Origin of the sequence: Intrasporangium sp. (assembly GCF_035280925.1) — a bacterium.
GTDB lineage: Bacteria > Actinomycetota > Actinomycetes > Actinomycetales > Dermatophilaceae > Intrasporangium.
The window spans coordinates 52,067-78,232 of record NZ_DATEEY010000181.1 but is presented as its reverse complement, the minus strand read 5'-3'; the positions used below and the strand labels follow the sequence as shown (position 1 = coordinate 78,232).

24 protein-coding genes are annotated in these 26,166 nt (G+C 70.4%); 7 read left to right on the top strand and 17 right to left on the bottom strand.

Going from position 1 to position 26,166, the window contains the following annotated elements:
* The first annotated feature begins 56 nt into the window (after positions 1-56).
* Positions 57-1,013, top strand: coding sequence for a 5'-3' exonuclease (locus VJN29_RS16840; RefSeq protein ID WP_324144790.1), 957 nt, complete (start codon positions 57-59; stop codon positions 1,011-1,013).
* A 67-nt stretch (positions 1,014-1,080) separates the two neighbouring features.
* Here the strand turns inward: VJN29_RS16840 and VJN29_RS16835 are convergent, their stop codons facing one another.
* The 6 genes from VJN29_RS16835 to VJN29_RS16810 form a co-directional block, all read right to left on the bottom strand.
* Positions 1,081-3,927 carry a DEAD/DEAH box helicase gene (locus VJN29_RS16835; RefSeq protein ID WP_324144789.1) on the bottom strand — a complete coding sequence of 949 codons (2,847 nt, stop codon included), beginning with the start codon at positions 3,925-3,927 and terminating at the stop codon, positions 1,081-1,083.
* A complete protein-coding gene (locus VJN29_RS16830; protein ID WP_324144788.1) occupies positions 3,924-4,832 on the bottom strand; it encodes a diacylglycerol/lipid kinase family protein in 909 nt (302 codons plus the stop codon). Before VJN29_RS16830 ends, VJN29_RS16835 begins: the two co-directional genes overlap by 4 nt.
* 9 nt (positions 4,833-4,841) lie before the next feature.
* Complete coding sequence (gene tatC / locus VJN29_RS16825; RefSeq protein ID WP_324144787.1) at positions 4,842-5,615, bottom strand: twin-arginine translocase subunit TatC; 774 nt, start codon at positions 5,613-5,615, stop codon at positions 4,842-4,844.
* A 102-nt stretch (positions 5,616-5,717) separates the two neighbouring features.
* Entirely contained in the window at positions 5,718-6,053 is a 336-nt protein-coding gene (gene tatA / locus VJN29_RS16820; protein WP_324144786.1) for a Sec-independent protein translocase subunit TatA, read from the bottom strand.
* A gap of 149 nt (positions 6,054-6,202) precedes the next feature.
* The gene (locus VJN29_RS16815; RefSeq protein WP_324144785.1) at positions 6,203-7,240 is read right to left on the bottom strand and encodes a WYL domain-containing protein; all 1,038 of its coding nucleotides are present in this window, start codon (positions 7,238-7,240) and stop codon (positions 6,203-6,205) included.
* On the bottom strand, positions 7,233-8,237 hold the full coding sequence (locus VJN29_RS16810; protein ID WP_324144784.1) for a helix-turn-helix transcriptional regulator: 1,005 nt from the start codon (positions 8,235-8,237) through the stop codon (positions 7,233-7,235). The genes VJN29_RS16815 and VJN29_RS16810 overlap by 8 nt, the downstream gene beginning before the upstream one ends.
* A 123-nt stretch (positions 8,238-8,360) precedes the next feature.
* On the opposite strand from VJN29_RS16810, the gene VJN29_RS16805 reads away from it, so the two are divergent.
* Entirely contained in the window at positions 8,361-9,458 is a 1,098-nt protein-coding gene (locus VJN29_RS16805; protein WP_324144783.1) for a DUF3866 family protein, read from the top strand.
* A gap of 87 nt (positions 9,459-9,545) precedes the next feature.
* Here VJN29_RS16805 and VJN29_RS16800 read toward each other — a convergent pair whose 3' ends face one another.
* The 3 genes from VJN29_RS16800 to pafA form a co-directional block, all read right to left on the bottom strand.
* A complete protein-coding gene (locus tag VJN29_RS16800) occupies positions 9,546-9,932 on the bottom strand; it encodes an FKBP-type peptidyl-prolyl cis-trans isomerase (protein ID WP_324144782.1) in 387 nt (128 codons plus the stop codon).
* Positions 9,933-10,026: 94 nt separating this feature from the next.
* On the bottom strand, positions 10,027-11,058 hold the full coding sequence (locus VJN29_RS16795) for an FKBP-type peptidyl-prolyl cis-trans isomerase (protein ID WP_324144781.1): 1,032 nt from the start codon (positions 11,056-11,058) through the stop codon (positions 10,027-10,029).
* Between the two features lie 114 nt (positions 11,059-11,172).
* Positions 11,173-12,564, bottom strand: coding sequence for a Pup--protein ligase (pafA, locus tag VJN29_RS16790; RefSeq protein WP_324144780.1), 1,392 nt, complete (start codon positions 12,562-12,564; stop codon positions 11,173-11,175).
* 81 nt (positions 12,565-12,645) lie between these two features.
* On the opposite strand from pafA, the gene VJN29_RS16785 reads away from it, so the two are divergent.
* Together VJN29_RS16785 and VJN29_RS16780 are read left to right on the top strand one after the other, a co-directional pair.
* The gene (locus VJN29_RS16785) at positions 12,646-13,671 is read left to right on the top strand and encodes an NAD-dependent epimerase/dehydratase family protein (protein ID WP_324144779.1); all 1,026 of its coding nucleotides are present in this window, start codon (positions 12,646-12,648) and stop codon (positions 13,669-13,671) included.
* 94 nt (positions 13,672-13,765) lie between these two features.
* Positions 13,766-14,923: a hypothetical protein gene (locus VJN29_RS16780; protein ID WP_324144778.1), complete on the top strand. Its 1,158-nt coding sequence runs from the start codon at positions 13,766-13,768 to the stop codon at positions 14,921-14,923.
* Between the two features lie 79 nt (positions 14,924-15,002).
* Here the strand turns inward: VJN29_RS16780 and prcA are convergent, their stop codons facing one another.
* The 4 genes from prcA to dop form a co-directional block, all read right to left on the bottom strand.
* Complete coding sequence (gene prcA / locus VJN29_RS16775) at positions 15,003-15,872, bottom strand: proteasome subunit alpha (protein WP_324144777.1); 870 nt, start codon at positions 15,870-15,872, stop codon at positions 15,003-15,005.
* Positions 15,869-16,702, bottom strand: a complete 834-nt coding sequence (gene prcB / locus VJN29_RS16770; RefSeq protein WP_324144776.1) for a proteasome subunit beta — start codon at positions 16,700-16,702, stop codon at positions 15,869-15,871. Before prcB ends, prcA begins: the two co-directional genes overlap by 4 nt.
* Entirely contained in the window at positions 16,699-16,905 is a 207-nt protein-coding gene (locus VJN29_RS16765) for a ubiquitin-like protein Pup (RefSeq protein WP_324144775.1), read from the bottom strand. The genes prcB and VJN29_RS16765 overlap by 4 nt, the downstream gene beginning before the upstream one ends.
* A gap of 119 nt (positions 16,906-17,024) precedes the next feature.
* Positions 17,025-18,545 carry a depupylase/deamidase Dop gene (dop, locus tag VJN29_RS16760; RefSeq protein WP_324144774.1) on the bottom strand — a complete coding sequence of 507 codons (1,521 nt, stop codon included), beginning with the start codon at positions 18,543-18,545 and terminating at the stop codon, positions 17,025-17,027.
* An 88-nt stretch (positions 18,546-18,633) separates the two neighbouring features.
* Between dop and VJN29_RS16755 the strand changes: the two genes are divergently transcribed.
* Positions 18,634-19,623 (top strand): ribose-phosphate pyrophosphokinase, encoded by a 990-nt coding sequence (locus VJN29_RS16755; RefSeq protein ID WP_324144773.1) that lies wholly within the window; start codon positions 18,634-18,636, stop codon positions 19,621-19,623.
* A complete protein-coding gene (locus VJN29_RS16750) occupies positions 19,620-20,009 on the top strand; it encodes a DUF3054 domain-containing protein (protein ID WP_324144772.1) in 390 nt (129 codons plus the stop codon). Before VJN29_RS16755 ends, VJN29_RS16750 begins: the two co-directional genes overlap by 4 nt.
* A gap of 96 nt (positions 20,010-20,105) precedes the next feature.
* On the opposite strand, the gene arc is transcribed toward VJN29_RS16750, so the two are convergent.
* The 4 genes from arc to VJN29_RS16730 form a co-directional block, all read right to left on the bottom strand.
* Positions 20,106-21,953 (bottom strand): proteasome ATPase, encoded by a 1,848-nt coding sequence (arc, locus tag VJN29_RS16745; RefSeq protein WP_324144771.1) that lies wholly within the window; start codon positions 21,951-21,953, stop codon positions 20,106-20,108.
* 70 nt (positions 21,954-22,023) lie between these two features.
* On the bottom strand, positions 22,024-23,136 hold the full coding sequence (locus VJN29_RS16740; RefSeq protein ID WP_324144770.1) for a tRNA (adenine-N1)-methyltransferase: 1,113 nt from the start codon (positions 23,134-23,136) through the stop codon (positions 22,024-22,026).
* A gap of 11 nt (positions 23,137-23,147) precedes the next feature.
* Positions 23,148-23,573: a single-stranded DNA-binding protein gene (locus VJN29_RS16735; RefSeq protein ID WP_324144769.1), complete on the bottom strand. Its 426-nt coding sequence runs from the start codon at positions 23,571-23,573 to the stop codon at positions 23,148-23,150.
* A 156-nt stretch (positions 23,574-23,729) separates the two neighbouring features.
* Positions 23,730-24,890 carry a site-2 protease family protein gene (locus VJN29_RS16730; protein ID WP_324144768.1) on the bottom strand — a complete coding sequence of 387 codons (1,161 nt, stop codon included), beginning with the start codon at positions 24,888-24,890 and terminating at the stop codon, positions 23,730-23,732.
* Positions 24,891-24,971: 81 nt separating this feature from the next.
* Here VJN29_RS16730 and VJN29_RS16725 point away from each other — a divergent pair, with 81 nt between their 5' ends.
* Positions 24,972-25,811: a PD-(D/E)XK nuclease family protein gene (locus VJN29_RS16725; RefSeq protein WP_324144767.1), complete on the top strand. Its 840-nt coding sequence runs from the start codon at positions 24,972-24,974 to the stop codon at positions 25,809-25,811.
* The last annotated feature ends 355 nt before the right edge of the window (positions 25,812-26,166 follow it).

The following is a 26,166-nucleotide window of genomic DNA, read 5'->3' as shown; positions in this document are numbered from 1 at the left end:
CGACGGCGGGCGTTCCACGGTGGGGACCGTCCCTGCGAGATGGCACGATGGCCCGCATGGCCCGCATCACCGATACGACCGGACGTCTCCTGCTGCTCGACACGGCATCGCTCTACTTCCGGGCATTCTTCGGCGTCCCAGAGGTCATCGGACCGCGCGGCGTCCCGACCAACGCCGTCCGGGGCCTGCTCGACATGATCGCCACGCTCGTCGAGCGCTCGCGCCCGTCGCACCTCGCGGCCTGCTGGGACAACGACTGGAGGCCGGCCTTCCGTGTGGAGGCGATCCCGACGTACAAGACGCACCGCGTCTCCGGCACCGTCGACGGGGTCGTCGAGGAACAGGTGCCCGACGCCTTGGCCGTTCAGGTGCCGATCATCGTCGACGCGCTCACGGCGCTCGGCGTCGCCCGGGTCGGCGTCGACGGGCACGAGGCCGACGACGTCATCGGCACGCTCGCGACGCTGTACCGCGGCCGGCTCCCGATCGACATCGTCACCGGGGACCGCGACCTGTTCCAGCTCGTGGACGATGACAACGAGATCCGGGTCCTGTACACGGCGCGCGGTGGCGTGCGCAACCCGGACGTCGTCGACGAGGCGTTCCTGCTCGACAAGTACGGCATCCCGAGCGGCGCTGCCTACGCGGACATGGCTGTACTCCGGGGCGACTCGAGCGACGGCCTGCCGGGCGTCGCGGGCATCGGTGAGAAGACGGCCGCCAAGCTCATCACGACCTACGGGTCGCTCGAGGCGCTCCGGGCGGCGATCGACGCGGGCGACCCGGCGATCAAGGGTGCCCAGCGGGCCCGGCTCGAGGCGGGGGCCGAGTACCTGGACGCCGCGCCGAGGGTCGTCGAGGTCGTCCGGGACGCACCCATCGGAGAGATCGACCTCAGCGCGCCGACCCGGGTGGCCGATCCGGCCCTCATGTCAAGGCTCGCGGTCGACCACGGCCTGACGAACCCGTTCGACCGGGTCGTCAGTGCCTTTGATGCCCTCGGTATGGGCTGAGCCACCCACAAACGGTGACGTATGCCGCTGAGCCGGCGGAGCGGCATACGTGATCTTGGCGTTTGGCTCAGTCCAGTCGGTCGGCCGCGACGACGCCACGCAGGACGGCGACGCTCGCCTTCCTGGCGACCCGCTGGAGGTCGCGGTCGCCGGCGTCGGTCAGCTGGCCCAGCAGGTCGATGACCTGCTTGCACCGTCGCACGAAGTCACCGGCCGCGAGCTCGGTGCCCCGCAGCACCTCCTCGAGGGGGCGGCCGCTCGCCCAGCGGTGGACGGCCCACGCGATCCCGGGATCCGGCGCGCCGGTCGTCGGGAGCGCGAGCGCACCCTCGGCGTCCTCGAGGTCCGACCAGATGGCGAGCATGCGGTCGTGGGCCTCGCGCACGTCGTCGTTCGGCCATCGAGGCGCCAGGCCGGCGTCCTCGCGCCGCGGCTCGTGGATGAGCGTTGACACGACGGCGGCGAGCGACGGCGGGTCGAGGGTCCGCCAGACGTCCTCACGGAGGCACTCGGCGGCGAGCAGGTCCTTCTCGGTGTAGAGCTGGCGCAGCCGCTCCCCGTGCTCGGTGACGCGCTCCCCGCCGTCAGCCAGATAGGCCAGGTCGACGAGGAGGTCGCAGATCCGGTCGAACGTCTTCGCGACGGAGTTGGTGCGGCCCTCGATCTTCCGCTGGAGCCCGTCCGTCTCGCGACGCAGCCGCCACCATCGCTCCGCCCAGCGGGCATGGTCCTCGCGGTCGGGGCACCGGTGGCACGGGTGTGCGCGGAGGCGACGGCGCAGCTCGTCGATGCGCTCGTCCGCGGCGTCCTCCTCCACGATGCGGCGACTGCGTGGCGGGTCGTGCGGCAGGGTCGACCGGAGGGTCGCCGCCAGGTCGCGGCGAGCCTTCGGGTTCTTGGCGTTGAAGTGCTTGGGAACCCGCATGGTGCCGAGCGGCTCGACGGGCGACGGGACATCATGCAGGGTCAGGCGCCGCAGGTGGTGGTCCTCGGTGACGACCGCCGGCGACGGGGCGTCGCCACGTCCGCCGCCACGGTTGGGCAGGACGACCACGGCCAGGCCGCTGTGGCGCCCGCTGGGGATGCGGATGATGTCGCCGATCTTGAGGTTCTCGAGCGACACCGCAGCCGCCGCGCGCATCGAGGCGGAGCGCGCCTTCGCGCCTTCCTTCTCGATGGTGCGGATCTCGTTGCGCATGGCGGCGTACTCGGAGAACTCACCCAGATGGCAGGTCATCGCCTCCGCGTAACCGGTCAGCGCCTCCTCGTTGCGTCGCACGGTCCGCACCAGGCCGACCACGGCACGATCGGCCTGGAACTGCGCGAAGGAGGTCTCGAGGATCTCCCGGGCACTGCCCCGTCCGAACTGGCGCACGAGGTTCACGGCCATGTTGTACGTGGGTCGGAAGCTGGAACGGAGTGGATACGTCCGAGTCGAGGCAAGGCCGGCAACGCTCTCGGGGTCGAGGCCCCGGTTCCAGATGACGACGGCGTGTCCCTCGATGTCGATGCCGCGGCGGCCGGCTCGCCCGGTCAGCTGGGTGTACTCGGCGGGAGTGACATCGACGTGGCTCTCGCCGTTGAACTTGACCAGCTTCTCGAGCACCACGGTGCGGGCCGGCATGTTGATCCCGAGGGCCAGGGTCTCGGTTGCGAAGACGGCGCGCACCCGCCCCTGGGTGAACAGCTCCTCGACGATCTCGCGGAACGTCGGCAGCATGCCCGCATGGTGGGCGGCGAAGCCCCGCGAGATGCCCTCGACGAAGTCCCGGTAGCCGAGGACGGCGAGGTCCTCCTCCGCGATGCCCTGGACCCGCTCCTCGACGAACCGCCGGTTGGCGCCACCCTCCGCGTCCGTGACGAGGCGCATCCCGGTGGCGAGCAGCTGACCGACGGCCGCCTCGCACCCGGCCCGGCTGAAGATGAACGTGATGGCCGGAAGGAGGCCCTCCCGGTCCAGGCGGTCGATGACCTCGGCCCGGGTCGCGCCACCGCCGGGGCGCCCGCCACGGGCAAACCCTCGAGCCGGGTCGCCGGTGCCGGGCCCACGCGACTCACCGCGCCGCCCCCGCCCTCCCCAGTCGTCAGCCCGGCCGTTCCCCCTCCCGTTCCGGCGACCTCGCGACCGGCCGCGGCCGTCGCCCGACCAGTGCGAGTCCCACGCGCCTCGACCCGCGGCGCCACGGATGGCGTGCAGCAGATCAGGGTTGACACTCAACTCCGGTGCGGCCGCAGCGCTGCCGCGCCGCGCGACCGTCTCCTCGACGAACAGGTCGAAGAGCGACTGGCCGACCATCATGTGCTGCCAGAGCGGCACGGGGCGGTGCTCCGAGACGATGACAGCCGTGTCTCCGCGCACCTCCTCCAGCCACGCCCCGAACTCCTCGGCGTTGGACACGGTGGCGGACAACGAGACGACGCTGACATCGGGTGGCAGGTGGATGATGACCTCCTCCCAGACGGCTCCGCGGAACCGGTCCGCGAGGTAGTGGACCTCGTCCATGACCACCCAGCCGAGCCCGTCCATCGTGCTCGAGCCGGCATACATCATGTTGCGCAGGACCTCGGTCGTCATGACGACGACCGGCGCCTCTCCGTTGATCGACGCGTCACCGGTGAGCAGCCCCACGCGCCCGACGCCGTGCCGTCGGACGAGGTCGGCATACTTCTGGTTCGACAGCGCCTTGATCGGCGTGGTGTAGAAGGCCTTCCGCCCCGCCTTCAGGGCGAGGTGCACGGCGAACTCGCCCACCACGGTCTTGCCGGCCCCTGTGGGTGCGGCCACGAGAACACCGCGACCGTCCTCGACGGCCCGGCACGCCTCGACCTGGAAGTCGTCCATCGGGAAGTCGAGCTCCCCAGCGAACTCACGCAGCGCCTGCCCGCTGCGGTTCTCCGCGTCTGGCGACGTCATGGCTGTTCATCCTTGTCCGGCGCGAGCACCCGCACGGCCTGCGGCACGATGTCAATATCGAGGGGCAGAGCCGTGAACGGCTCGCCGTCAGCCTGTGACGGGATGTGCAGTGCCTCCAACCGCACCCGAGTCGCACGGTGGATCTCGACCGCCTCGTGGGTGACATGTGCCCCCCGGTAGACCTTGGGAAACACGCGGAGGAACGCCGGCACCGAGATCGCCTTGACGACGAGGACGTCGAGGAGCCCGTCCGTGGGATCCGCGTCGGGGCAGACTCGCATGCCGCCTCCGAAGGAGGGCGTGTTGGCCACCGCGACGAGCATCGCGCTGGTCTCGGTGCGTCGGCCGTCGAGCACGACGACGTAGGGAATCGGCTTGAAGACGGGGAGCTCGCGGAGCACCGCGAGGTTGTAGCGCATCTGGCCCCTGGGCCAGCGCATGCGCGCCGCGCGGGCGTTGACGATCGCGTCGAAACCGGCTCCGAGGACGCCGGCGAACCACTTCGTCTCGCCGCCGGGTCCGGTCACCCGGCCCGCGTCGATGGTGCGGACGGTGCCCTGTGTGATGACGTCCACGGCGCGGGCCGCGTCGCGGATGGGAAGCTCGAGGTTGCGGGCGAAGTCGTTGCCCGTGCCGGCGGCGACGACACCGATCGGCGTGGCGGAACCGGCGACGAGGTTGACCGCGAGGTGCACCAGGCCGTCTCCCCCGACGACGACGAGCGCGTCGACGCCGCGGCGGACTTCCTCCGTCGCGCGCGCGCCCGCCTCGGACCACGTCTGGCCGGACACGTCGACGACGTCCCGTCCGCGGCTCAGCAGGAGCCGACGAGTCGCCTCGCCGAGTGCCCGCCCAGCTCCCTTTCCGGCAGTGGGATTGACGATCAGGGCGACGCGCTCGGACACACCCGAACGCTACAGGGCGGACGCCTGGTCGTCGGGCACGTCGAGCCAGCCGGGCAGGCTCTCCCGCTTCCTGCGGTCGAAGAGGAAGGCGATCCCGACCGACGCGAAGTAGAGCAGGATCATCGGCGAGGCCATGAAGAGCATCGTGAACGCGTCAGGGGTCGGGGTCATGATCGCGGCGAAGAGGAAGATCACCATCACTGCGGGCCGCCACGCCTTGAGCATGGCACGCCCGGACAGCAGCCCGATGATGTTGAAGCAGACGAGGAAGACGGGCAGCAGGAAGGCACACCCGAAGGCGATGATGAACTTCAGGACGAACGACAGGTAGAGGGACGCGTCCTGGATGTTGAAGGCGCCGACCGGGGTGAAGTCGAGCAGGACCGCGACGGCCTTGGGCACCATGAGGAAGGCCGCGGCGCAACCGGCGACGAAGAGCGGCACGGCCGCGACGACGAACAGGCGGGTGACCCGCTTCTCCTTCTTCGTCAGCCCCGGGACGACGAAGCCCCAGATCTGCATCAGCCAGACAGGCGAGGCCAGGATGAGCCCCACGAACAGCGCGACGGTGAGCTTGATCGCGAACGCATCCGTCATCGTCCCGAAGTTGATGTTGACCAGACCGGTGTCACCGCGCTGGGCGGCGACATCCTTGAGCGGCTGGATGAGCCGGTTGATGATCGGGTCGTAGTAGATCCAGCCGACGACGGCACCGGCGAGGATGGCCAGCCCGGCCACGACGACGCGATTGCGGAGCTCGCGGAAGTGGTCGGCGAGGGACATGCGTCCCTCGGGATTGCGTTTGCGCAACAACGACGGCATTGGGTGGCTTCGGGCTTCGGTCGGTCGGGCGGTGTCTCAGGGCAGAGCGCTCAGCGGGAGCGCTCAGAGCGAGGGATCGCTCCGGAACCGGTCGGCGTCGGCGCGCGCCTGGGCAGCGCGGGTCTCCGCCTCCTGGGCGCGAGCCTCCGCAGACCTGGCCTCGGCCTCCGCATCGGCGGCGCGGCGCGGCGCATCGCCGTCGACGACGTCGCCGGCAACGGTTGTCTGCGAGGCCTCGCTCGGGGACTTGCCGTCCTTCTTCATCTCGTCGACCTCGGACTTGAAGACCCGGGCCGAGCGGCCGAGGCTTCGCGCCATGTCGGGAAGCTTCTTCCACCCGAACAGCGCAATGACGATGATGGCGATGATGATGAGCTCGGGGGCACCCAGGTTGGGCATGTGTCGTCTCCTCGGACGTCAGGGACCCGCATTCATTGGGGGCCGTTCGCTGGCAGCATCGACGCTGCAGGTGACCAGCATACGTGCCGGACGTGAACAACGAGGCGGCCGTGGGTCCACCGGTCGACCGCGTCCCACGTCGCCGGGCGTCAGCCCCTCTCGTAGAGAGTGAGCGCGGCTCGCGCCTCGTCGGCCACTGCACTGGCCAGCTCGGACGGCGAGGCGACCCGGACGTCGCCGGCCAGCCGCAGCACGAGGCGACGGACCAGGGCCGGGTCGGCCACCTTGAGCGTGACCCGCACCCATCCGTCGGCGCCCCGGACGATCCCCTCGTTGGGGTAGTAGTCGGCGATCCACGCCGCCTGCGGGGCGGCCTCCAGGACCACGGTCAGGTCGCCCTCGCTGGGGACGAAGATCTCGTCGTCGAGGTCGCGGGGCGTCGCCTCCGGAGGGGGCGTGCCGTCCTCGTCGAGCACGGTTGCAGCCTCGATCCGGTCGACCCGGAAGAAGCGCACCGCGTCGGCCCGGTGGCACCAGCCCTCGAGGTACCACTGCCCGTCGAGGTTGACGATCCGCATGATGTCGACGTCCCGCTCCGTCGTCTCGTCGCGCGTCGCCACGTAGTACGACAAGTGGACGCGCCGTCGGGCCCCGAGTGCCTCCTTGAGCTGGGTCATGACCGAGTGCTGGCTGCCGTCGTCGAGGTCGAGGGCGATCTGACCTCCACCCGGGTCGGCGGCCGTCGTTGCCTTGCGCAGCTTCTCCAGGGTCCGCTCGACAACCTCGGAGTTGACGAGCGTCGAGCCCAGCGCCTGGAGCCCGGCCGTGAGGGTCACCGCCTCGTCGCGGGTGAGACGCATCGGCGCAGCGATGTCGTCCGCGTTGGCCAGGTAGATGTGGCCGTCGTCCCACTGGGCGTCGATGAGCTCGGCGTGCGTGTAGCCGGGCGTGCCGCACACGAAGAGCAGCTCGAGGTCGGACTCGATCTGCGCCGACGTGAGGCCGAACTCCCTCGCGGCCTCCTCGATGCTCACCCCTTGGTGGCGCAGCAGCCAGGGGACCATGTCGAGGAGTCGACCGAGCCGCTGGGTCGCGGTCTCGGCGGTGGACCGTGCCGTGGACCGGGTGGAAGTCCTTGCGCCGCTCGGCGCGGCCACCCGGTCGCCAGCCACCCGCTTGTCACTCATCGGCACTGCCTCCCTGGTGTGCTGCCGGCGCATGCGTCTCGATGGTGCGCAGCAGGGCCGCGCGGACGCCCTCGACGAGCTCGGGGGGCGAGACGGCGACCGCGTGGCTGCCCAGCGCGGCGATGTCACGCTCCGTGCGCCCGCGCTCATAGGGCACCTCGATCTCGGCCCACCGGTGGTCGAGGTCCTGCGTCCTGCTTGCCGCCTGGCGCAGGACGTGACCGCGGCCGTGGCGCACCCGGACGACGGCGGATCCCTGCGGCTCCGGCGCCTGCGCTGCCAGGGACACCTCGGGGACGTGGTCCGCCGGGACCTCGTAGGAGCCCGCTCGCCCCTTCTTTCGCACCGGGCCCACGACCCGGCCGAGTCGGAAGGCGCGCTCGGCCCCGCGGTCGACGTCGTGGCCGGTGAGGTACCAGCGGCCGTGCCAGTGCTTGAGGGCCCAGGGCCGGACGTGGCGCGTGCTGACGGTGCCGTCGTTCTTCCGGTAGTCGAAGGTGATCGGCTGACGAGCCGAGAGGGCGGCGCGGACCGGGTCGAAGGCTGGCTCCGTCGTCCGGATCCGCGGCTCGACGCCTGCCGCGAGGGACTCGTCGATCTCCACGCCTGCGAGGCGGAGCTTGCGCAGTCCCGCGGTGGCCGTGCCGGAGATGCTCGCCGTGGACCACGTGCGCGCCGCCAGCGCGAGGGCGGCCACCTCGTCCGGCTCGAAGCTGATCTCGGGCAGGGACGTCTCACTGGGGTCGATGCGGTAGCCCACCTCGTCGTCGAAGAGCACGTCGACCACGGTGGTCGTGATGGGAATACCCATCTCACGAAGCTCGTCCTTGTCGCGCTCGAACATCCGGTCGAACGCCTCGACGGAGGGTGCATCCGCATAGGCCGGCAGAGACCTGCGCAGCTGGTCCTTGGGGATGGGGCGACGCGTCGACTTGAGGGCGAGGATCAGGTTGAGCAGCCGCTCGGTCTTCTCCGCCGACGCGGATGATGCACTCATGGCCGCCTTCCTCCCATTCCGGGTTCGCCCGCGCGGGCGCAGTCCGACGCTACCCGACGACGGGCCCTCTGGAGCGCGCCCTTCCATGAGCAGGGCGCGGGTGTCGTCGGTAGGGTCGCCTCCATGATCCAGTGGCGTCCGGCAGTCATCGAAGGAGTGCGTTCGCGGTGGGCCGGGGCGGTGGAGTATGCCGCTGAGCTGGCTTCCGGGGACACCGTCCGAGCGCTGGGCTACTCCGACATCGTCGGGGACCTCCCGGCCGGTGCCCGGGTGCTGCTCAACACGACCGCGCTCGAGCGTGGCCTGGGCACGGGTGGCGTCGCCATCGTCGTGGCGGCTCCGGAGCACCTCCCGGAGCCGGTGGACGTCCGTGCGTTTGACGGCCACCTCGTCAAGGCGCGCTACACCCCGGGCCAGACCATGGTGCTCGGGGTCGACGAGCAGGGCAGTCCCAACCACGAGCTACTTCGTGACGCCGATGACCTCGGTGGCATGCCCGTGGTCGTCGCGGACCTCCACTCCGCCCTGCCGGCCATCATCGCGGGGCTGCGGGAGTCGGCTCCGGACGCCAGGGTGGCCTACGTCATGACGGACGGCGGCGCTCTCCCCGCCGACTTCTCGCGCACCGTGTCCGGGCTGCGGGAGTCGGAGTGGCTCGAGGCGTGCATCACGGTGGGCCAGGCCTACGGTGGTGACCTGGAGGCCGTCAACGTGCACACGGGGCTGCTGGCCGCGCACCTCGTCGTCGGCGCCGACGTCGCCGTGGTCGCGCAGGGACCGGGCAATCTGGGGACCGGCACCCGATGGGGCTTCTCCGGCACCTCGGCCGGTGAGGCCGTCAACGCGGCCGGCGTCCTCGGTGGCCGCCCCATCGCATCGCTGCGGGTGTCCGAGGCGGATCGGCGCCCGAGGCACCGTGGTCTGTCGCACCACAGCGCGACCGCCTACGGGCGGGTCGCCCTCGTTCCGGCAGCGGTCCCCGTCCCGGACCTCACGGAGGATCTCGCCCTGTACGTCCACAGCCAGGCACGAGCCCTGTGCGACTCGACCGGGGGGCGGCTCACCCTGGTCGAGGTCGGGTGCGACGGTCTTGACGACGCCCTCCGCGCCACGCCGGTGCCGCTGTCGACGATGGGACGCGGTTTCGACGACGACCGCCTGTCGTTCCTCACCGCGGCCGTTGCCGGCCGGCACGCCGCGTCGCTCATCCAGCCCCACTGACCTCCCGCACCGCACACCTTCTCATGGGTGCCGGCATCGGCGGGGGCCGGCGCTCGGCTTGGACGGGCCCGGCGGCATACGTCGTGGTCAGCGCACCTCGTCGAGGTCGACCACGAAGATCAGCGTCTCCCCCGGCCCGATGGCCGAGCCCGCTCCGCGGTCCCCGTACGCCAGGTGCGCTGGAATGGTCAGCTTGCGTCGTCCGCCGACCTTCATGCCCTCGATGCCCTTGTCCCACCCGGGGATGACCATGCCGACACCGAGCCGGAAGTCGAGTGGAGCGCCACGGTTCCATGACGAGTCGAACTCCTCGCCGGTCGAGTGGGCGACCCCGACATAGTGAGCGCTCACCGTGTCCCCGGTCCTGGCCTCGCGGCCGTCGCCCTCGATGAGGTCCTCGACGACCAGGTCGGAGGGCGTCTCACCTTGGGGGAAGTCGATCTCCGGCTTGGTCCGGTTGGGGTCGAGTGCCATGGGGATTCCCTTCGTCGAAGCGTGCCGGACGGCACGGGCTCCAGTCTGTCAGCAGCTGCTCATCGAGGCTGGCGGGCGGCCCCCAAGCCGGCCCTCAGTACGTGTCGAGGATGTCGACGACGAAGACGAGCGTGTCCGTGCCGCTGATGCCGCCCTGCGGGTTGCCCTGCTCGCCGTAGCCGTCCTTGGGCGGGATGACGAGGAGCACGCGGCTGCCGACCTTCTTGCCCACGAGCGTGCTGTCCCACCCGGGAATGACCGCGCCGGCACCGATCGGGAAGTCGGCTGCCGCTCCGCGCTCCCACGAAGAGTCGAAGACCGTGCCGTCCTTCCACAGAACGCCGTGGTAGTGGGCGGCGATGAACTGGTTCGCCTTGACGACCGGGCCATCACCCTCGATGAGGGTCGCCTGCCTGGTGTCGGTCGGAGCGTCTCCCTTGGGCACCGTCACCTTCGGTGCCTTGGCGTTGCCATTGGGGAACTCGACCGTCGGAAAGCCGGCCGGACTCGGCGTGCCGTTTCTCTCGAGCACGGTGAGTCCCTTGTGCACGTCGGCCACGTCCGCGATGACCACGATGGTGTCGGTCGGTGCGACACCGAGCTGCGCGTTGCCGCTGTCGCCGAAGCCCTTGGCGGGCGGGATCGTGAAGGCGATCCGGCCGCCCTTCTGCGCGCCGACGAGGCCCTCGGTGAAGCCGGCGATGACGTCGGTGCGTCCGAGCCGGTAGCCCTCCGCGGCGCGTGCCTTCGTGTAGCCGTCGTCCAGCAGCTTGCCCGACGTGCCGTTGTAGATCTGGGTCTTGATCCGGACCGTGTGCTCCTTCGTCGCCGCAGGACCGGTGCCGGGGACCAGCACCTTGCGCTGGACCGAGGTCGTCGAGATCGGCAACGAGCCGAGGTCGACCTTGGGTGCGGTCTTGAGATCCACCGTACCCGCGGCCGTGACGTCGGCGAGCGCCTTCGGGTCGTCAGCCGGTGCGGGAGCCGGCGCCGAGGTCGCCGTGGATGTTCCGTCGGCACTCGTGCCGGTAGGCGCGGAGCCGCCGGACGGGGCCTGCCCGCACGCAGACAGGACGGAGAGGCCGAGGACGGCGACGGCGGCCGTCGCGGCTGATCGAATTCGCACAGTAGGGCTTTCGGGTCGTGGTCTGGTGCAGGAGCCACCCGCCGGTGGCCCCGGTCACTGTAACCCCACATCTTGTGACCGCTGTCCCCCTGGCGCGCACAGCCGCCGATGGGGTCAGAGCGAGCGGGGCACCGCCGGGGACCGGGAGATCGTGTCCATGAGGCGCTCGACACGCTCGTCGACGGCCCGGAACGGGTCCTTGCACAGGACCGTGCGCTGTGCCTGGTCGTTGAGCTTGAGGTGAACCCAGTCGACGGTGAAGTCGCGCCCGTGCGCCTGGGCGGCGCGGATGAAATCGCCGCGGAGCTTCGCCCTCGTGGTCTGGGGAGGTCGGACCTTGGCCCGGAAGACCTCGATGTCCGAGGCCACGCGGGCAGCGTGACCGCGCTTCTGGAGAAGGTAGAACAGGCCGCGGGACCGGTTGATGTCGTGATACGCCAGGTCGAGCTGCAGGATCCTGGGGTCCGAGAGGCCGAGTCCATGCCGCGCGCGGTACCGCTCGATCAGCCGCAGCTTGATCACCCAGTCGATCTCGGTACCGATCGCGTCGAGGTCGCCGGAGCCGATCGCGTCGAGGGTCCGGCCCCACAGGTCGATGACCTGCTTGGTGTCCGGTGAGGGCATCCCCTCGCGGTCCACGAAGTCGGACGCCTTCTCGAGGTACTCGCGCTGCATGTCGAGCGCGGAGAGCTCGCGGCCGTTGGCAAGACGCACCGTCGCGCGTCCCGTGGGGTCGTGGCTCATGGTGCGGATGGCCCGGATCGGGTTCTCCAGCGCCAGGTCCCGCATCACGACGCCGTGCTCGATGAGGCGCAGCACGAGGTCCGCGGAGCCGACCTTGAGCAGGTTGGTGGTCTCGGACATGTTCGAGTCGCCGACGATGACGTGGAGGCGGCGGTAGCGCTCGGCGTCCGCGTGCGGCTCGTCCCTGGTGTTGATGATCGGCCGGGAGCGCGTCGTGGCGGACGACACGCCCTCCCAGATGTGGTCGGCGCGCTGGCTTACCGCGTAGCTGGCGCCGTGCGCGGTGGCCACGACCTTGCCTGCGCCACTGGTGATCTGGCGACTGATGAGGAATGGGATGAACATGTCCGATACCCGCTGGAAGTCACTGGTGCGGCCGTAGAGGTAGTTCTCGTGGCAGCCGTAGGAGTTCCCGGCGGAGTCGGTGTTGTTCTTGAAGACGAAGATCTCCCCATCGACGCCGTCGTCCTGCAAGCGAGCCTGCGCGTCCTCGACGAGCCCCTCGAGGATCCGCTCCCCCGCCTTGTCCTGGATGACGAGCTCGCGGACCGAGTCGCACTCCGCCGTTGCGTACTCGGGGTGGGAACCGACATCGAGGTAGAGGCGCGCGCCGTTGCCGAGGAAGACGTTGCTCGACCGCCCCCAGGCGACGACCCGCCGGAACAGGTAGCGCGCGACCTCGTCGGGAGTGAGCCTGCGCTGGCCCTGCGTCGTGCAGGTGACGCCGTACTCGTTCTCGATCCCGAAGATCCGCCGCTCCATGCACCAACTCTAAGCACCGTTCTCCATGCCGTGAGCGAAGGAGCGTGACGGTGGCGCGGTGGCCGTGCTGTGCTGGGCCCCATGGCCTCCATCCTCGTCCTCGGCGGAACCAGCTGGCTCGGCGGTGCGGTTGCCGCCCGTGCCCTTGCGCTCGGGCACGACGTGACCTGTCTTGCACGGGGTGAGTCGGGGCAGGTACCCCGGGGAGCCAGGCTGGTGCGGATGGACCGCACGGACCCGACGGCCTATGCTGCTCTGCCGGCCCGGGACTCATGGGACCTCGTCGTCGACCTCGCCCGCCAGCCCGGTCATGTCCGTGGCGCGGTTGCGGCCCTGGCTGGGCGCTCCGCGCACTGGGCCTTCGTCAGCTCGTGCTCGGTCTATGCCCGGCATGACGAGCCCGGAGCGGACGAGTCCGCGGCACTCCTTCCCGCGCTGGTGTCGGACGAGGCCGCGCCGGAGCAGTACGGCGAGGGCAAGGTGGCCTGTGAGCAGGCCGTGCTCGCGGCACGTGCCGGCGCGGCTCTCATCGCAAGGAGCGGACTCATCGTCGGTGGCGGGGACCCGTCCGATCGATTCGGCTACTGGCCGGGGCGCTTCGCGCAGGCGGCACAGGACGGTGGTGCCGTGCTCGTCCCCAACCATCCAGACCAGAGCGTCCAGTGGGTCGACGTCGTGGACCTGGCAAGGTGGCTGGTGACCGCAGGGCTGTCCGGGACGACAGGGGTGCACAACGCCGTCGGTTCCGCCGCGCCGCTCGAGCACGTCCTCGACACTGCGGCTCGGGTGGCGGGCTTCTCGGGCGAGGTCGTCCGGGCGGATGCCGAGACCCTCGGCCGGATGCAGGTTCAGGAGTTCATGGGCCCGCGGTCACTCCCGCTGTGGCTGCGCGACCCCGAGTGGCGGGCGTTCATGGACCGCAGCGGGTCAGCGGCGGCGGGGGCCGGGCTCACGTCCCGCCCGCTCGAGGACACCATGGCGGACTCGCTGGCGTGGGAGCGGACTCTGGGCACCGCTCGGAAGCGGTCGAAGGCGGGGCTCGACCGGGGCGACGAGCTCGCGGTGATCGAGTCGCTGGCAGCGCAGGGGCTTTCGATACCCGATTGAGGCTGGACACCCCTGTCTCGATTTGGTGGAGCCTGTAACAATGGCCCCGCCCCTTCTTCCTACGCACTCCTCCACATCTCTCCCTTGGATGGCCATGATCGACAGACCAAACTTCAAGTTCTCCCGCCGCGGTTACGAGCCGGAGGAGGTCGATGCGTTCATCGAATCGCAGAACCGTACCCTCCAGGCCGCAAAGAAGGACGCCTCCGAGCGCAGTGTCGAGCTGACCAAGCTCAACGCCCAGATGGCCGACCTGCGCGGCCAGCTCGGCCAGCAGACCCGTGCGATGGCCGACCTCAAGAAGTCGGCTCCCTCGCAGGCGCAGACCTACACCGAGCTGGGCGAGCGCGTCGGCCAGATCCTGACCCTCGCCGACGCCGAGGCCGCCGAGATGCGCAACCGCGCCGCCGTGGAGGCGGACCACATCCGCGAGCGAGCCAACAACGCCGCCGGCGAGCTCAAGGCGACCACCAGCGCCTATGCGGAGCAGGCAAAGGTGCGCGCCGAGGAGGAGGCGCAGCGCGTCATCGCGCAGGCGAACCGAGAGGCACAGGCGATCATCGCCGAGGCACAGAGTGTCGCCGCCGCACAGCGGCAGGAGTCCCAGGCCGAGTACGAGTCCCACCGGGCCAAGGCCGGCGCCGCGACCGCTGAGCTCGAGACGACGCTGGCCAACCGGCGTGAGCAGGCCGACAAGGAGTTCGAGACGCGTCGTGCAGCCCTCGAGGCGACCCTGGCCGAGATCGACCGGCGGGCCCGGGAGCTGCGCGAACGGTCGGAGAAGGACGCTGCCGAGCGCCGAGGGCGCGCCCAGGCGATCCTCAACGGCGCCCAGTCCCAGGCCGACCTCATCGTCGCCGAGGCTCGCGACCACGCAGCGCGGGTGCGCGAGGAGTCCGAGCGCGAGCTGGCCGCCTCGACCGCGCAGCGCGATGCCATCACCTCGCAGCTGGCCAACGTCCGCCAGATGCTGGCCACCCTGGGTGGGGGCGCCATCGCCGACGCGCTGCCCGCCCAGCAGCCGCCGGTTGCCCAGCAGCCCGCCCCGTCGCATGAGCCGCGGCACGCACCGCCTCACCCGACCGAACCGGAGCAGTCCGCCCAGCAGGCTGCCGCAGTCGAGCCGTCAGCGTCCGATGCCACCATCGTGATGCAGGCGATTCCCGCCAACGGCGATGACCGGGCGGACGCGTCGGACGAGGGCCGCGCCGACCAGGGCTCGTCCTCGAAGGAGCCCGTGCGGACCAACTGACGGTCCCGGCCGTATTGCGAACGAATGCCGTCCGGCCCCCAAGGGGCCGGACGGCATCGTCATGCAGGTGGACCGCCGATCACGTCGGCTGTGTCGGCCCGTCGTCACGTCCCTGACCGTCGTGAGGCGGACCGGCGTGGTCGGGTCCGGCCGAGGGGGTCGCCTGCCCGGCAGCCCTGTCGTTCGGCTCGCCGCTCAGCACCTCGGGGTGCCCGGGGTGCGCCTCGTCCACGGGTGCGTCCGCGATGGGATCCTCGGGACTGAGCAACCGACCGAGCAGGCCTCCCAGGACGCGGCGGAATGTCCGGCGCGGGCGCTCCCGGTCCAGGACGGCGACCTCGAGCTGGTCCGGGCCCAGTTCACGGGGCTCGCCGCCCTCCGGCGCCACGGCCAGGACGTCGACCGCGAGGCGGAGCGCCTCGCCCAGGCTGAGGCCGGGCCGCCAACGCTCGGCGAGGCCCGCCTCGACCTGCTCGCTCGCTCCACCCATGGCGACGAAGCCACGCTCGTCGGCGACCGAACCGTCGTAGGTCAGTCGGAAGATCTGGTCATCGTCTGGCGTCTGTCCGACCTCGGCGACGACGATCTCGATCTCGAAGGGCTTGGACTCCTGCGTGAAGACGGCGCCCAGCGTCTGGGCGTAGGTGTTGGCCAGCGCGCGCGCCGTCACGTCCGTGCGGTCGTAGGAGTAACCACGCAGGTCGGCGTAGCGGATTCCCGCGACTCGGAGCGACTCGAACTCGTTGTACCGGCCGACGGCGGCGAACGCGATCCGGTCGTAGATCTCGGAGACCTTGTGCAGCGCCCGCGACGGATTCTCGGCGACGAAGGCGATGCCCTTGTCGTAGGCCAGCACGACGACCGAGCGGCCGCGCGCGATGCCCTTGCGCGCGAAGTCCGCGCGGTCCTTCATGACCTGCTCGGGCGGGACGTAGAACGGCATGGTCATCGCGCACCTCCGGGGTTGCCGCGGCGCGACTCGACGATGGCGGCGACATGGCTCTCGAGGACGTCCTCCGGCACGAAACGGGCACCCGACTGGTCGACGACAGCCACGGTCGGCCAGATCTGTCGGCCGAGGTCCGGGCCGCCGGTCGCCGAGTCGTCGTCGGCCGCGTCGTAGAGCGCCTCGAGCGCGACGGCGACAGCGACATCCTCACTCAGGCCGGGACGCCACAGCTTCTTCAGCGCGCCCCGGGCGAACACCGAGCCGGAGCCGCTCGAGTGATGCCCGCCCTCGAGATAGCAGCCGCCGGTCACGTCGTAGGAGTAGATGCGCCCGACACCCTCATCGAGGTCGAATCCGGCGTAGGTCGGCACGACGGTGAGGCCCTGCATCGCCAGGGCGAGGTTGCCCCGGATCATGGAGGCCAGCCGATTTGCCTTGCCCTCGAGGGACATGATGGCGCCCTCGATCTTCTCGTAGTGCTCGAGCTCGACCTGGTAGAGCCGGATGAGCTCGACGGCGATCCCGGCCGTCCCGGCGATGCCGACGACGCTGTAGCCGTCAGCGGCGAAGACCTTCTCCATGTCGCGGTTCGCGATGAAGTTGCCCATGGTCGCGCGCCGGTCGCCGGCCATGATGGCGCCGTCCCCGTGCAGGAGGGACACGATCGTGGTCCCGTGCGGCGCCTCGATACTCGCGCCGACAGGAAGCGGCCGGCCGGAGGGCAGCAGCTCCGGCCGGTACCCAGCCACGAACTCGGTGAAGGACGACGACCCGCTCGCGAGGAACGCGTCGTCGAGTCTGGGCGCCCGCGAGCCGGGTCTGACGGTCACTGGCCGCCCTTCTGGACGAACCCTCGCACGAACTCCTCGGCATTCGACTCGAGGACTCCGTCGATCTCATCCAGGACGCTGTCGATGTCGTCGTCCAGGTTCTCCTTGACGGCGGCACCTGACGGTGTCGGGGGTGGGGTGTCGGGGGCCTCCGGCGGCTCCTCGTCCCTGCGCTGCGGTCGGGCGTGTTCCTGGCCGGCCATGACTACCTCCAAAACGTGAATCACGTGTACATCGACCCTAACCCGTCACGCCGTTCGCTGCGTTGACGTTCCACGCTGCGGCCGCCTGCGCGTCGCCCAAGCCCCGCTCGGAGCCCGGTTCACTCCGGAGTGGCCAGGGCCCGCAGCAACGACTCGACGTCGTGACTCTGGTCGAGCAGCGGCCCGACCTGCTCCCGTGTGCCCCGCTCCGGTTCGAGGATGGGGACCCGCTGCAGGTTCGGTCGTCCCGGCACGTCGAAGACCACCGAGTCCCAGCTCGCCGAGAACACCTGCGGCGTGAACCGGCTGACGCAGGTTCCCCGGAACCAGGCCCTCGTGTCCTCCGGTGGCGCCGACTGCGCCGTGCGGATCTCCTCGGGGGTGGTCAGCTCGACGATCCGCCCGCGGTCCCGGAGTCGATGGACCAGGCCCTTCTCGGGGCGGACGTCGGCCCACTGGATGTCGATCGCCGCCAGCCGGTGGTCGTCCCACTCCAGCCCGTCGCGCGACCGGTACCCCTCGAGGAGCTGCAGCTTCGCGACCCAGTCGACGAGGCCGCTCGCCGTCATGACATCACTGCCGAGGCGGGTCAGCACGTCCTCCCAGTAGCGCATGACCTCCTCGGTCGCCTCCGGCACTGGGTCGTCGCCACGTCCGTCGAGCCACCCGCGGGCCGCCTCGAGGTAGAGCCACTGGACGTCGAGAGCGGTCATCGTGCGACCGTCCTGGAGCTCGACGGTCGTCCGAAGCGTGGCGTCGTGGGAGACGGCCTGCAGCGCGGCGACCGGTCGACGGATCGACCAGTCCTCCCGCAGGTGCCCGTCCTCGATCATGCCGAGGACGAGCGAGGTGGTCCCGACCTTGAGCAGGTTCGCGACGTCGAGCTGGTTGGCGTCGCCGATGATGACGTGCAGCCGGCGATAGCGATCCGCCACGGCATGCGGCTCGTCGCGGGTGTTGATGATCGGGCGCTTCAGGGTGGTCTCGAGCCCCACCTCGGTCTCGAAGAAGTCGGCGCGCTGCGAGATCTGGTACCCGGCTCCTCGGGAGTCCACCCCGACCCCGACCCGCCCGGCGCCCACCACGACCTGTCGGGTGACGAAGAACGGGATGAGGTGCCGGACGATCTCGGGAAACGGCGTCCGGCGCGGCATGAGGTAGTTCTCGTGGGTCCCGTAGGACTGACCTTTCCCGTCCGTGTTGTTCTTGTAGAGGTTGACGGGAGCCTGCCCCGGACGGGAGGCGAGCAGCCGCACCGACTCGAGCGCGATGGCGTCCCCGGCGCGGTCCCAGCGAATGGCTGCCCGGGGCACGGTGACCTCGGGCGAGCTGTACTCCGGGTGAGCATGGTCGACGTAGTAGCGGGCGCCGTTGGGCAGGACGACGTTGGCCAGCGTCGGATCCTCGATGTCAGTCAGCTGGCTCGGGTCCGCGGAATCCCGGTCGACGTGCCACCCGCGGGCGTCCTGGAGGGGGTCCTCGAAGGCGTAGTCCCAGCTCGACTGGTTGGAGCGCACGCCATGTGCCGCCGCATAGACGCTGATGACCTGACCGGACAGGAACATGGGGTTGGCCAGCGGGTCGCCGGGCACGGAGATGCCGAACTCCGTCTCGAGGCCCATGATCCGGCGAACCGTCATGGTCGAGACCCTAACCACACGGGGCGGGACGTGAGCGACCAGGTCGACTATCGTCGACAGTGACGCGAACCTCGAGAGGGGATCACCCGTGAAAGATGTGGTCGTCTTCAGCGGCTCCGCCCATCCAGCCCTCGCCGACCGGATCTGCGCGCATCTGGGTGTCACTCGGTCCCCCGTCGACATCAAGCGCTTCGCCAACGACTGCCTCCAGGCGCAGCTCCTGGAGAACTGCCGGCTCCGCGACGTCTACATCGTCCAGCCCCTCGTGCCACCGACCCAGGAGCACCTGATGGAGCTGCTCCTCATGATCGACGCTGCTCGGGGCGCGTCGGCGGCCCAGATCACGGCAGTGATGCCGCACTATGCCTACGCCCGCTCCGACAAGAAGGACGCCTCCCGGATCTCACTCGGGGGGCGTCTCGTCGCCGACATGATCGGCACGGCCGGAGCCCATCGGGTCCTGACCATGGCCCTGCACGCGCCGCAGGTCCACGGCTTCTTCTCCATGCCGGTCGACCACCTGACGGCCATCGGCGTCCTCGCCGACCACTTCCGCGGATCCAACCTCGCGGACTGCATCGTGGTCAGTCCGGACCTGGGCAACGCCAAGGTCGCGACCCAGTTCGCGCGGCTGCTCGGCCTGCCAGTGGCGGCGGGCTCGAAACGGCGCATCTCCGATGACCAGGTCGTCGTCGACTCCATCGTCGGCGACGTGGCGGGACGCCGGGTCATCATCCTCGACGACGAGATCGCCACCGGGGGGTCCATGGTCGAGCTGATGGACCGCCTCCGCGAGGCGGGCGCCACCGAAGCCACCATCGTGTGCACCCACGGGCTCTTCGCCCGCCGGGCGGTCGAGCGCCTCCGCGGGCATCCCTTCGTCACGGACGTCGTGACCACCGACACGGTCCCGGCACCACCCGGTTGGCCAGAGCTTCGGGTCCGCTCCGTCTCGGCGCTGTTCGCCGAGGCGATCGACCGGATCCACCATGGCCGCTCCGTGTCCTCCCTCTTCGAGGGCGTCGACCCCACCTACGCACCCCCACAGCCCAGGTTGCCCTTCGAGACGATGGCATGAGCCGGCGAGCGCCCGTCTGGCGCACCCCCGCCGTCGCCTTCGTCATCGACGTCGTCCTCGTCGTCGCATTCGCGGCCATCGGCAGGTCCTCGCACGCCGAGAGCCTCAGCCTCGCAGGAGTCCTCGCCACGGCGAGCCCGTTCCTCGTGGGCACGGCGATCGGGTGGCTCGTGGTCCGCGGCCGCCGCGGTTCGTGGCCGCTCGAGGTCGGCCCGGGGATCACCGTCTGGTTCTCGACCCTGGTCATCGGGATGGTGCTGCGCGCCATCGTGCTGCGCAGCTTCGCCTGGCCCTTCCTCGCCGTGGCCGCGGGTGTGCTCGCGGTGCTGCTCATCGGGTGGCGCGCGCTCGCGAGCCGGGTGGGCACCCGCTCAGGGCGACCCTGAGAGCGAGCCCAGCGGCATACGGCATCAACTCAGGTATGCCGCTGAGCCGGGTTCACATCGTGGGCTGCCTGGGTGCCAAGGCAGCCCACGAGGAACTCACAGGTACTGACCGGTGTTGGCCGTGGCGATGGACCGGCCGGGCTCGGTGCCGTCCTTGCCCTTGATGAGCGTGCGGATGTAGACGATCCGCTCACCCTTCTTGCCGCTGATGCGGGCCCAGTCGTCCGGGTTGGTCGTGTTGGGCAGGTCTTCGTTCTCCTTGAACTCGTCCACACAGCTGGCGAGGATGTGCTCGACCCGGATCCCCTTCTGCGCGGTTGTCAGGAAGTCCTTGATCGCGAGCTTCTTGGCCCGGTCGACGATGTTCTGGATCATCGCGCCGGAGTTGAAGTCCTTGAAGTAGAGGATCTCCTTGTCGCCACCCTGGTAGGTCACCTCGAGGAAGCGGTTGTCCTCCATCTCGGAGTACATCCGCTCGACGGCTGCCGTGATCATCGCCTCCACCGTCGCGTCCCGGTCCCCGCCGTGGATGGCCAGGTCGTGCTGGTGAAGCGGAAGCGATGTCGTGAGGTACTTGCTGAAGATGTCGCGGGCGCTCTCGGCGTCGGGTCGCTCGATCTTGATCTTCGCGTCGAGCCGGCCCGGTCGCAGGATCGCCGGATCGATCATGTCCTCACGGTTCGAGGCGCCGATGACGATGACGTTCTCGAGCCGCTCGACCCCGTCGATCTCGGCCAGAAGCTGGGGCACGATCGTCGTCTCGACATCACTCGAGATGCCGGAGCCGCGGGTGCGGAAGAGCGAGTCCATCTCGTCGAAGAAGACGACGACGGGGCTTCCCTCGGACGCCTTCTCCCGGGCCCGCTGGAAGATCAGCCGGATGTGCCGCTCCGTCTCACCGACGTACTTGTTGAGCAGCTCCGGACCCTTGATGTTGAGGAAGTAGCCCTTCCCGGTCTCACGGCCGGAGCGCTCGGCCACCTGCTTGGCCAGCGAGGCGGCCACGGCCTTGGCGATGAGCGTCTTGCCGCACCCGGGCGGCCCGTAGAGCAGCACGCCCTTGGGCGGCTTGAGGGCATGCTCCTTGAAGAGCTCGGGGTGCAGGAACGGCAGCTCGACCGCGTCGCGGATCTGCTCGATCTGTCCGGCGAGCCCGCCGATGTCCTCGTAGCCGACGTCCGGAACCTCCTCGAGGACGAGCTCCTCGATCTCGAGCTTGGGGATCAGCTCATGGACGAAGTTGGAACGCGGGTCGAGCGCCAGGGAGTCACCGACCCGGATCCGCTCTCCCAGCAGAGGAGTGGCGATCCGGCAGACGCGCTCCTCGTCGCCGTGCGTCACGACGACGACGCGGTCGTCGCCGAGCTTCTCCTTGACCGTGACGACCTCACCGACCCGTTCGTACCCGTGCACGGAGACCACGTTGAGCGCCTCATTGAGCATGACCTCACGCCCGAGGGCCAGCTCGGCCGAGTCCACCGAAGGGCTCACGGCGACGCGCATCTTGCGGCCCCCGGTCAGGATGTCGACCGACCCCTCCGTTGGCTCGTCGAGGACGAGCCCGTAGGTGCTCGGCGGCTGCGCGAGCCGATCGACCTCCTTCTTGAGGTTGACGATCTGCTCCCGGGCTTCCTTGAGCGTGCGAACGAGGCGCTCGTTCTGCGTGGAGAGGGACTGCAGCGAGGTCTGCAGGTGGCTCAGGCGCGCCTCCAGCTCCCGAGTCTGCTGCGGCGTGGCCCGCGACGCGTCGCGCAGCGCGCGCACCTCGCTCCTCAGCGCCTCGAGCTCACGGTCCGCCTGCCCGGGACCGCCTGCGGCCGACGCGGGGCCTCCGGCACCACCCACGGGGCTGATCGGCTCGGATCGCGGGCTCGTCTCCGCAGCCGATCCGAGATCTCCGAGCCCACGGGCGCGCGCCTCCTCATGCCTGCTCTCGTCGGTCATCTCGGGCCTCCTTGTGTGTCAGCACGACCCCACGAAGGGGCCGTGACAATTCGACCCTAACCCCGACGGGTCACAAGTCGTCGGACCTTTCTGTCACCGAACGGCGAAGCCGCCGGATCCTCTTGTCGCTCTTCACCCGCTCCCCCAGCGCCTCGGGCGTCCAGGCATCCGCGGGAATCTCGGTCGAGGGCGTCGACCCGGGCACCTGCTTTGGAGGGGTGGCCTCGGCGAGGCCGCCGGGCTCGTCGAAGCCGTTTGCTGACCTGTCTCCCGTACCCTCGTACGGCCCATGGGCACCCTTGGCCGGGCGCCGCTTGCGCTCGGGCGGGACGACGCCCGGGGCGAGGCGTCGCGCGGTGACGAGGAAGCCGGTGTGTCCGTGCATGCGGTGCTGGGGTCGCACGGCGAGGCCCTCGAGGTGCCACCCCCTGACCAGCGACTCCCACGCGTTGGGCTCCGTGAACCCGCCATGCGCGCGGACTCCCTCCGCGATCCGGCTCAGCTGCGTCGTCGTCGCCACATAGCAGATGAGCACGCCACCGGGGATGAGGACCTCGGCGATGACGTCGAGGCACTCCCACGGTGCGAGCATGTCGAGCACCACGCGGTCCACCGACCCCGGCTCGACCGTCTGCGGAAGCGCGTCCACGAGGTCCCCGACGGTGATGGTCCACGCGGGGTGGTCACCCCCGAAGAACGCCCTGCCGTTGCCTCGTGCGATCTCGGCGAAGTCCTCTCGCCTCTCGAAGGAGAGGAGCCGACCATGCTCGCCCACGGCCCGCAGGAGGGACATCGACAGGGCGCCAGAGCCCACACCGGCTTCGACCACGGTGGCCCCCGGGAAGATGTCCGCCATCTGGACGATCTGGCCGGCGTCCTTGGGATACACGACGGCGGCACCGCGAGGCATGGACATGACGTAGTCACTGAGCAGCGGCCGCAGGGCGAGGTACTCGACGCCGGCCGTGTTCGTGACGACGGAGCCGTCCGGTGCGCCGATCAGCTCGTCGTGGCGCAGGTAGCCCCGGTGGGTGTGGAACTCACGTCCCGGCTCGAGCGTGATCGTGTGCAGGCGCCCCTTGGGGTCGGTCAGCTGCACCCGCTCGCCGACCTCGAAAGCGCCCCGCCGGTGGTGCGCGGTGGTGCGCTGGGGCGCGTGCGTGGGCCGGGGGGCGTGGGTCATGGGAGCACAGTCTAGGTGCCGGAAACACGCCGCCTTCCCGGCCTGCGCACGGTCCTTGCCTCCACCTCGTAACGGCTCTGGCGCCCGCTCGGTGTCGCGAAGAAGCGGCGCCGCAGCGCCCCCGCGATCTCGATGGTGGCCCCGGCGTCGAGTCGCAGCGCGGCGCGCCGCGTCCCCGCACTCCAGCACACCACGTCGATGGTGTCGACCTGGCCGGGCCGAGACCCGCCGTCCGGCGAGCCGGACCGGCGGGTCGGCTCCGGCCGGGGGATGACGATGCGCAGCGTGACGATGACGTCCCCGCTCGGCAGCGTCCGCTCCTCTGCCGGGGCGCTGAGCCGACCGCAGAGACGGACCTCGTTGCGCACGTCGTGCGCTGGCCCCTCATCGGCGCTCGGGGTCGCACCCGTCGGTGTTGCCGATGCTCCTCGTGGCATCGCTCGCTCCCTTCGTGACCCGTCCTGCCGGGGTGGCAGCAGCATCCGGCGTCGGGCGGTGACGCGGCCGGGTCGGCGTCGTGCCTGTGGACGGCCGCGTCGTTCCTCAGGGGGTGGGGACGAAGCCCCCTCCACCCCGGCGTCGCGCGCCGGGACTCAGCTCCGCCGTCGGCGGGCGAGGGCGGCGCCGACGACCTCGTTGACCCGGTCCGCGGTGGCGATACCGAGGACTCGTCGTGTCGTGGCATCGAGGACGACGGTGACGGGCAGGTTGCGTTCGCTCATCTCCCGGACGAGGTCCGTCAGCACAGCGTCCGTGTCCAGCGCCACCACCCAGTCAGCCGGTTGGGACGTGACGACCGCGCGGAGGGGTGTGGTGGCCCGCGTGGCGGCCGGCACCTCTGCAGCGGCGGCGGGGTCGAGCAGGCCGAACGGCCACCCGCGTTCGTCCGTGGCGACCAGCCATGCCGAGCTGGTGCGCGACCCGCGCGCCAGCTCGCCCACCTCGCCCACCGTCGCCGTCGCGGGCAGCAGCACCACCGGCTCGAGGACGTCCTGGACGGGCCCGGCCGTCGCGTCGTGGATCGCTCCGGCCCGGATCGCCTGGGTGGCGCCCTGCCAGAGGAAGAAGGCGATGGCCACCGGCCACACGACCTCGAACATCGCGATGCCCTCGCCCTCGAGCAGCGGTCGCCCGACGAACCACAGGACGGTGCCGGCCGCCATGACCCGGCCCAGCCAGCCGGCCGCGACCAGTCCCGACCCCTTCCGGCCGGTGAGGCGCCAGACGAGGGCACTGACGATCTGGCCACCGTCGAGAGGCAGGCCCGGGAGGAGGTTGAAGAGTCCGACGAGGAAGTTGGCGCGAGCCACGATGACCAGGAGCGTCGACGCCGCCTCGTTCGTGACGCCGGCCTCCACGGCCCACGCCACGGCGGCGAGGGCGAGGTTGGACACCGGGCCGACGACGGCGACCAGAGCCGTGGTTCCCGGCGTCGACCGGGTCGCGTCGTAGACGGTGTGGCCCCCCCAGACGTCCGCCACGATGCGTCCCACGGAATGTCCTCTGGCCCGAGCGGCGAGGGCGTGTGCGGCCTCGTGGACGAGCACCGAGACGAGGAGCAGCAGCGCATAGCCGGCCGCCACGAGGTAGCCGTACGACGCGCCTCGGTCCGGCCGTCCGAGCGCCGGCCCGAAGACGGCGATGATGACCACGGCGATGACCGGCCAGGACCGGGCGATGTAGACGGGCGAGCCGGCGATGCTGCCGATGCGCCAGCCGTGGCGGCGCGACTCGTCCGGCGCAGGTGTGGTCATGAGTCGAAGCCTATGCGGGGCGCGCCGGACATGCGGTGGGCGGTCCGGGGCACTGTCCGACCGTCGTCATACAGTCGCCTCATGCTCCCCGCTTTGTCGCCGAGCCGGGCCTCGGACTTCATGACGTGCCCGATGCTCTACCGCTTCCGCGTCATCGACAAGCTGCCGTCGCCCCCCACCGCGGCGACGGCACGGGGCACCCTCGTCCACGCGGTGCTCGAGCGGCTCTTCGACCTGCCGACGGCCGAGCGCACCCTCGACGCCGCGGTCGCGCTCGTCCCGCATGAGTGGGAGCGGATCGCCACCGAGGAGCCGGAGATGCTCTCGTTGTTGGCCGAGCACGACGGTCGGACCGACGAATGGTTCTCCGGCGCCGGGGCGCTGCTCCAGACCTGGTTCGGCCTCGAGGACCCGACCCGTCTCGAGCCCGCCGAGCGCGAGCTCTACGTCGAGACCGAGGTCGACGGCCTCGTCCTGCGCGGGTACGTGGACCGGCTCGACGTCGCGCCCGACGGTGCGATGCGGGTCGTCGACTACAAGACCGGGCGCTCCCCGTCGGAGCGCTTCGAGGGCAAGGCGCTGTTCCAGATGAAGTTCTATGCGCTGGTCCTCTGGCGCCTCCGGGGCCAGATCCCCCAGCTCCTGCAGCTCGTCTACCTCGGCAACGGTGAGATCGTCCGCTACCAACCGGACGTCCAGGACCTGCTCGGGGTCGAGCGGAAGATCAAGGCGCTGTGGGCGGCCATCGAGCGAGCCGCCCAGCTCGGCGACTGGCGCCCCAGCCCGAGCCGACTGTGTGACTGGTGTGAGCACCGGAGCCTCTGCCCGGCCTGGGGCGGCACTCCCCCGGACCTGCCCGACGACGCGGCGACCCGCGCCGTCGACCCCGCCGTCAGCGGCCTGGCCGAGATCGACGACTAGGTCGTATGCCGCTGAGTTCGCTTCCAGCCCAATGGAACCCCAGCGCTCCATCGGGATCTCCTCGAGTGTGCACTTCGCGCCGCTCAGCAGGGGATCAATGACCGACCAAACCTGCCCGGGCCCAATGCCCAGGTCACGGGCCGTCCGATCCACTTTGTGCGGACCTCGGTCATTTGCGGTTTTCGTCACATCATCGGGAAACGCAACGCGGCTGGGAGCCGCCCTCACTACGGTCACGGGGCCAGACCCACTCACCACCAAGGGGCGCTCATGTCACGCACGGTCACTTCATCTCCATCCGACGTCGATGCTCGACACCGAGGACTGCTGGTACCGCTGATTGCTGCGCTGCCCC

Excerpts from the sequence above, each read along its gene's own strand:
- VJN29_RS16840 (WP_324144790.1), top strand. The coding sequence starts at position 57 with ATGGCCCGCATCACCGATACGACCGGACGTCTCCTGCTGCTCGACACG.
- VJN29_RS16835 (WP_324144789.1), bottom strand. The coding sequence starts at position 3,927 with ATGACGTCGCCAGACGCGGAGAACCGCAGCGGGCAGGCGCTGCGTGAG.
- tatC (WP_324144787.1), bottom strand. The coding sequence starts at position 5,615 with ATGTCCCTCGCCGACCACTTCCGCGAGCTCCGCAATCGCGTCGTCGTG.
- tatA (WP_324144786.1), bottom strand. The coding sequence starts at position 6,053 with ATGCCCAACCTGGGTGCCCCCGAGCTCATCATCATCGCCATCATCGTC.
- VJN29_RS16815 (WP_324144785.1), bottom strand. The coding sequence starts at position 7,240 with ATGAGTGACAAGCGGGTGGCTGGCGACCGGGTGGCCGCGCCGAGCGGC.
- VJN29_RS16810 (WP_324144784.1), bottom strand. The coding sequence starts at position 8,237 with ATGAGTGCATCATCCGCGTCGGCGGAGAAGACCGAGCGGCTGCTCAAC.
- VJN29_RS16805 (WP_324144783.1), top strand. The coding sequence starts at position 8,361 with ATGATCCAGTGGCGTCCGGCAGTCATCGAAGGAGTGCGTTCGCGGTGG.
- VJN29_RS16800 (WP_324144782.1), bottom strand. The coding sequence starts at position 9,932 with ATGGCACTCGACCCCAACCGGACCAAGCCGGAGATCGACTTCCCCCAA.
- pafA (WP_324144780.1), bottom strand. The coding sequence starts at position 12,564 with ATGGAGCGGCGGATCTTCGGGATCGAGAACGAGTACGGCGTCACCTGC.
- VJN29_RS16785 (WP_324144779.1), top strand. The coding sequence starts at position 12,646 with ATGGCCTCCATCCTCGTCCTCGGCGGAACCAGCTGGCTCGGCGGTGCG.
- VJN29_RS16780 (WP_324144778.1), top strand. The coding sequence starts at position 13,766 with ATGATCGACAGACCAAACTTCAAGTTCTCCCGCCGCGGTTACGAGCCG.
- prcA (WP_324144777.1), bottom strand. The coding sequence starts at position 15,872 with ATGACCATGCCGTTCTACGTCCCGCCCGAGCAGGTCATGAAGGACCGC.
- VJN29_RS16765 (WP_324144775.1), bottom strand. The coding sequence starts at position 16,905 with ATGGCCGGCCAGGAACACGCCCGACCGCAGCGCAGGGACGAGGAGCCG.
- dop (WP_324144774.1), bottom strand. The coding sequence starts at position 18,545 with ATGACGGTTCGCCGGATCATGGGCCTCGAGACGGAGTTCGGCATCTCC.
- VJN29_RS16750 (WP_324144772.1), top strand. The coding sequence starts at position 19,620 with ATGAGCCGGCGAGCGCCCGTCTGGCGCACCCCCGCCGTCGCCTTCGTC.
- arc (WP_324144771.1), bottom strand. The coding sequence starts at position 21,953 with ATGACCGACGAGAGCAGGCATGAGGAGGCGCGCGCCCGTGGGCTCGGA.
- VJN29_RS16740 (WP_324144770.1), bottom strand. The coding sequence starts at position 23,136 with ATGACCCACGCCCCCCGGCCCACGCACGCGCCCCAGCGCACCACCGCG.
- VJN29_RS16735 (WP_324144769.1), bottom strand. The coding sequence starts at position 23,573 with ATGCCACGAGGAGCATCGGCAACACCGACGGGTGCGACCCCGAGCGCC.
- VJN29_RS16730 (WP_324144768.1), bottom strand. The coding sequence starts at position 24,890 with ATGACCACACCTGCGCCGGACGAGTCGCGCCGCCACGGCTGGCGCATC.
- VJN29_RS16725 (WP_324144767.1), top strand. The coding sequence starts at position 24,972 with ATGCTCCCCGCTTTGTCGCCGAGCCGGGCCTCGGACTTCATGACGTGC.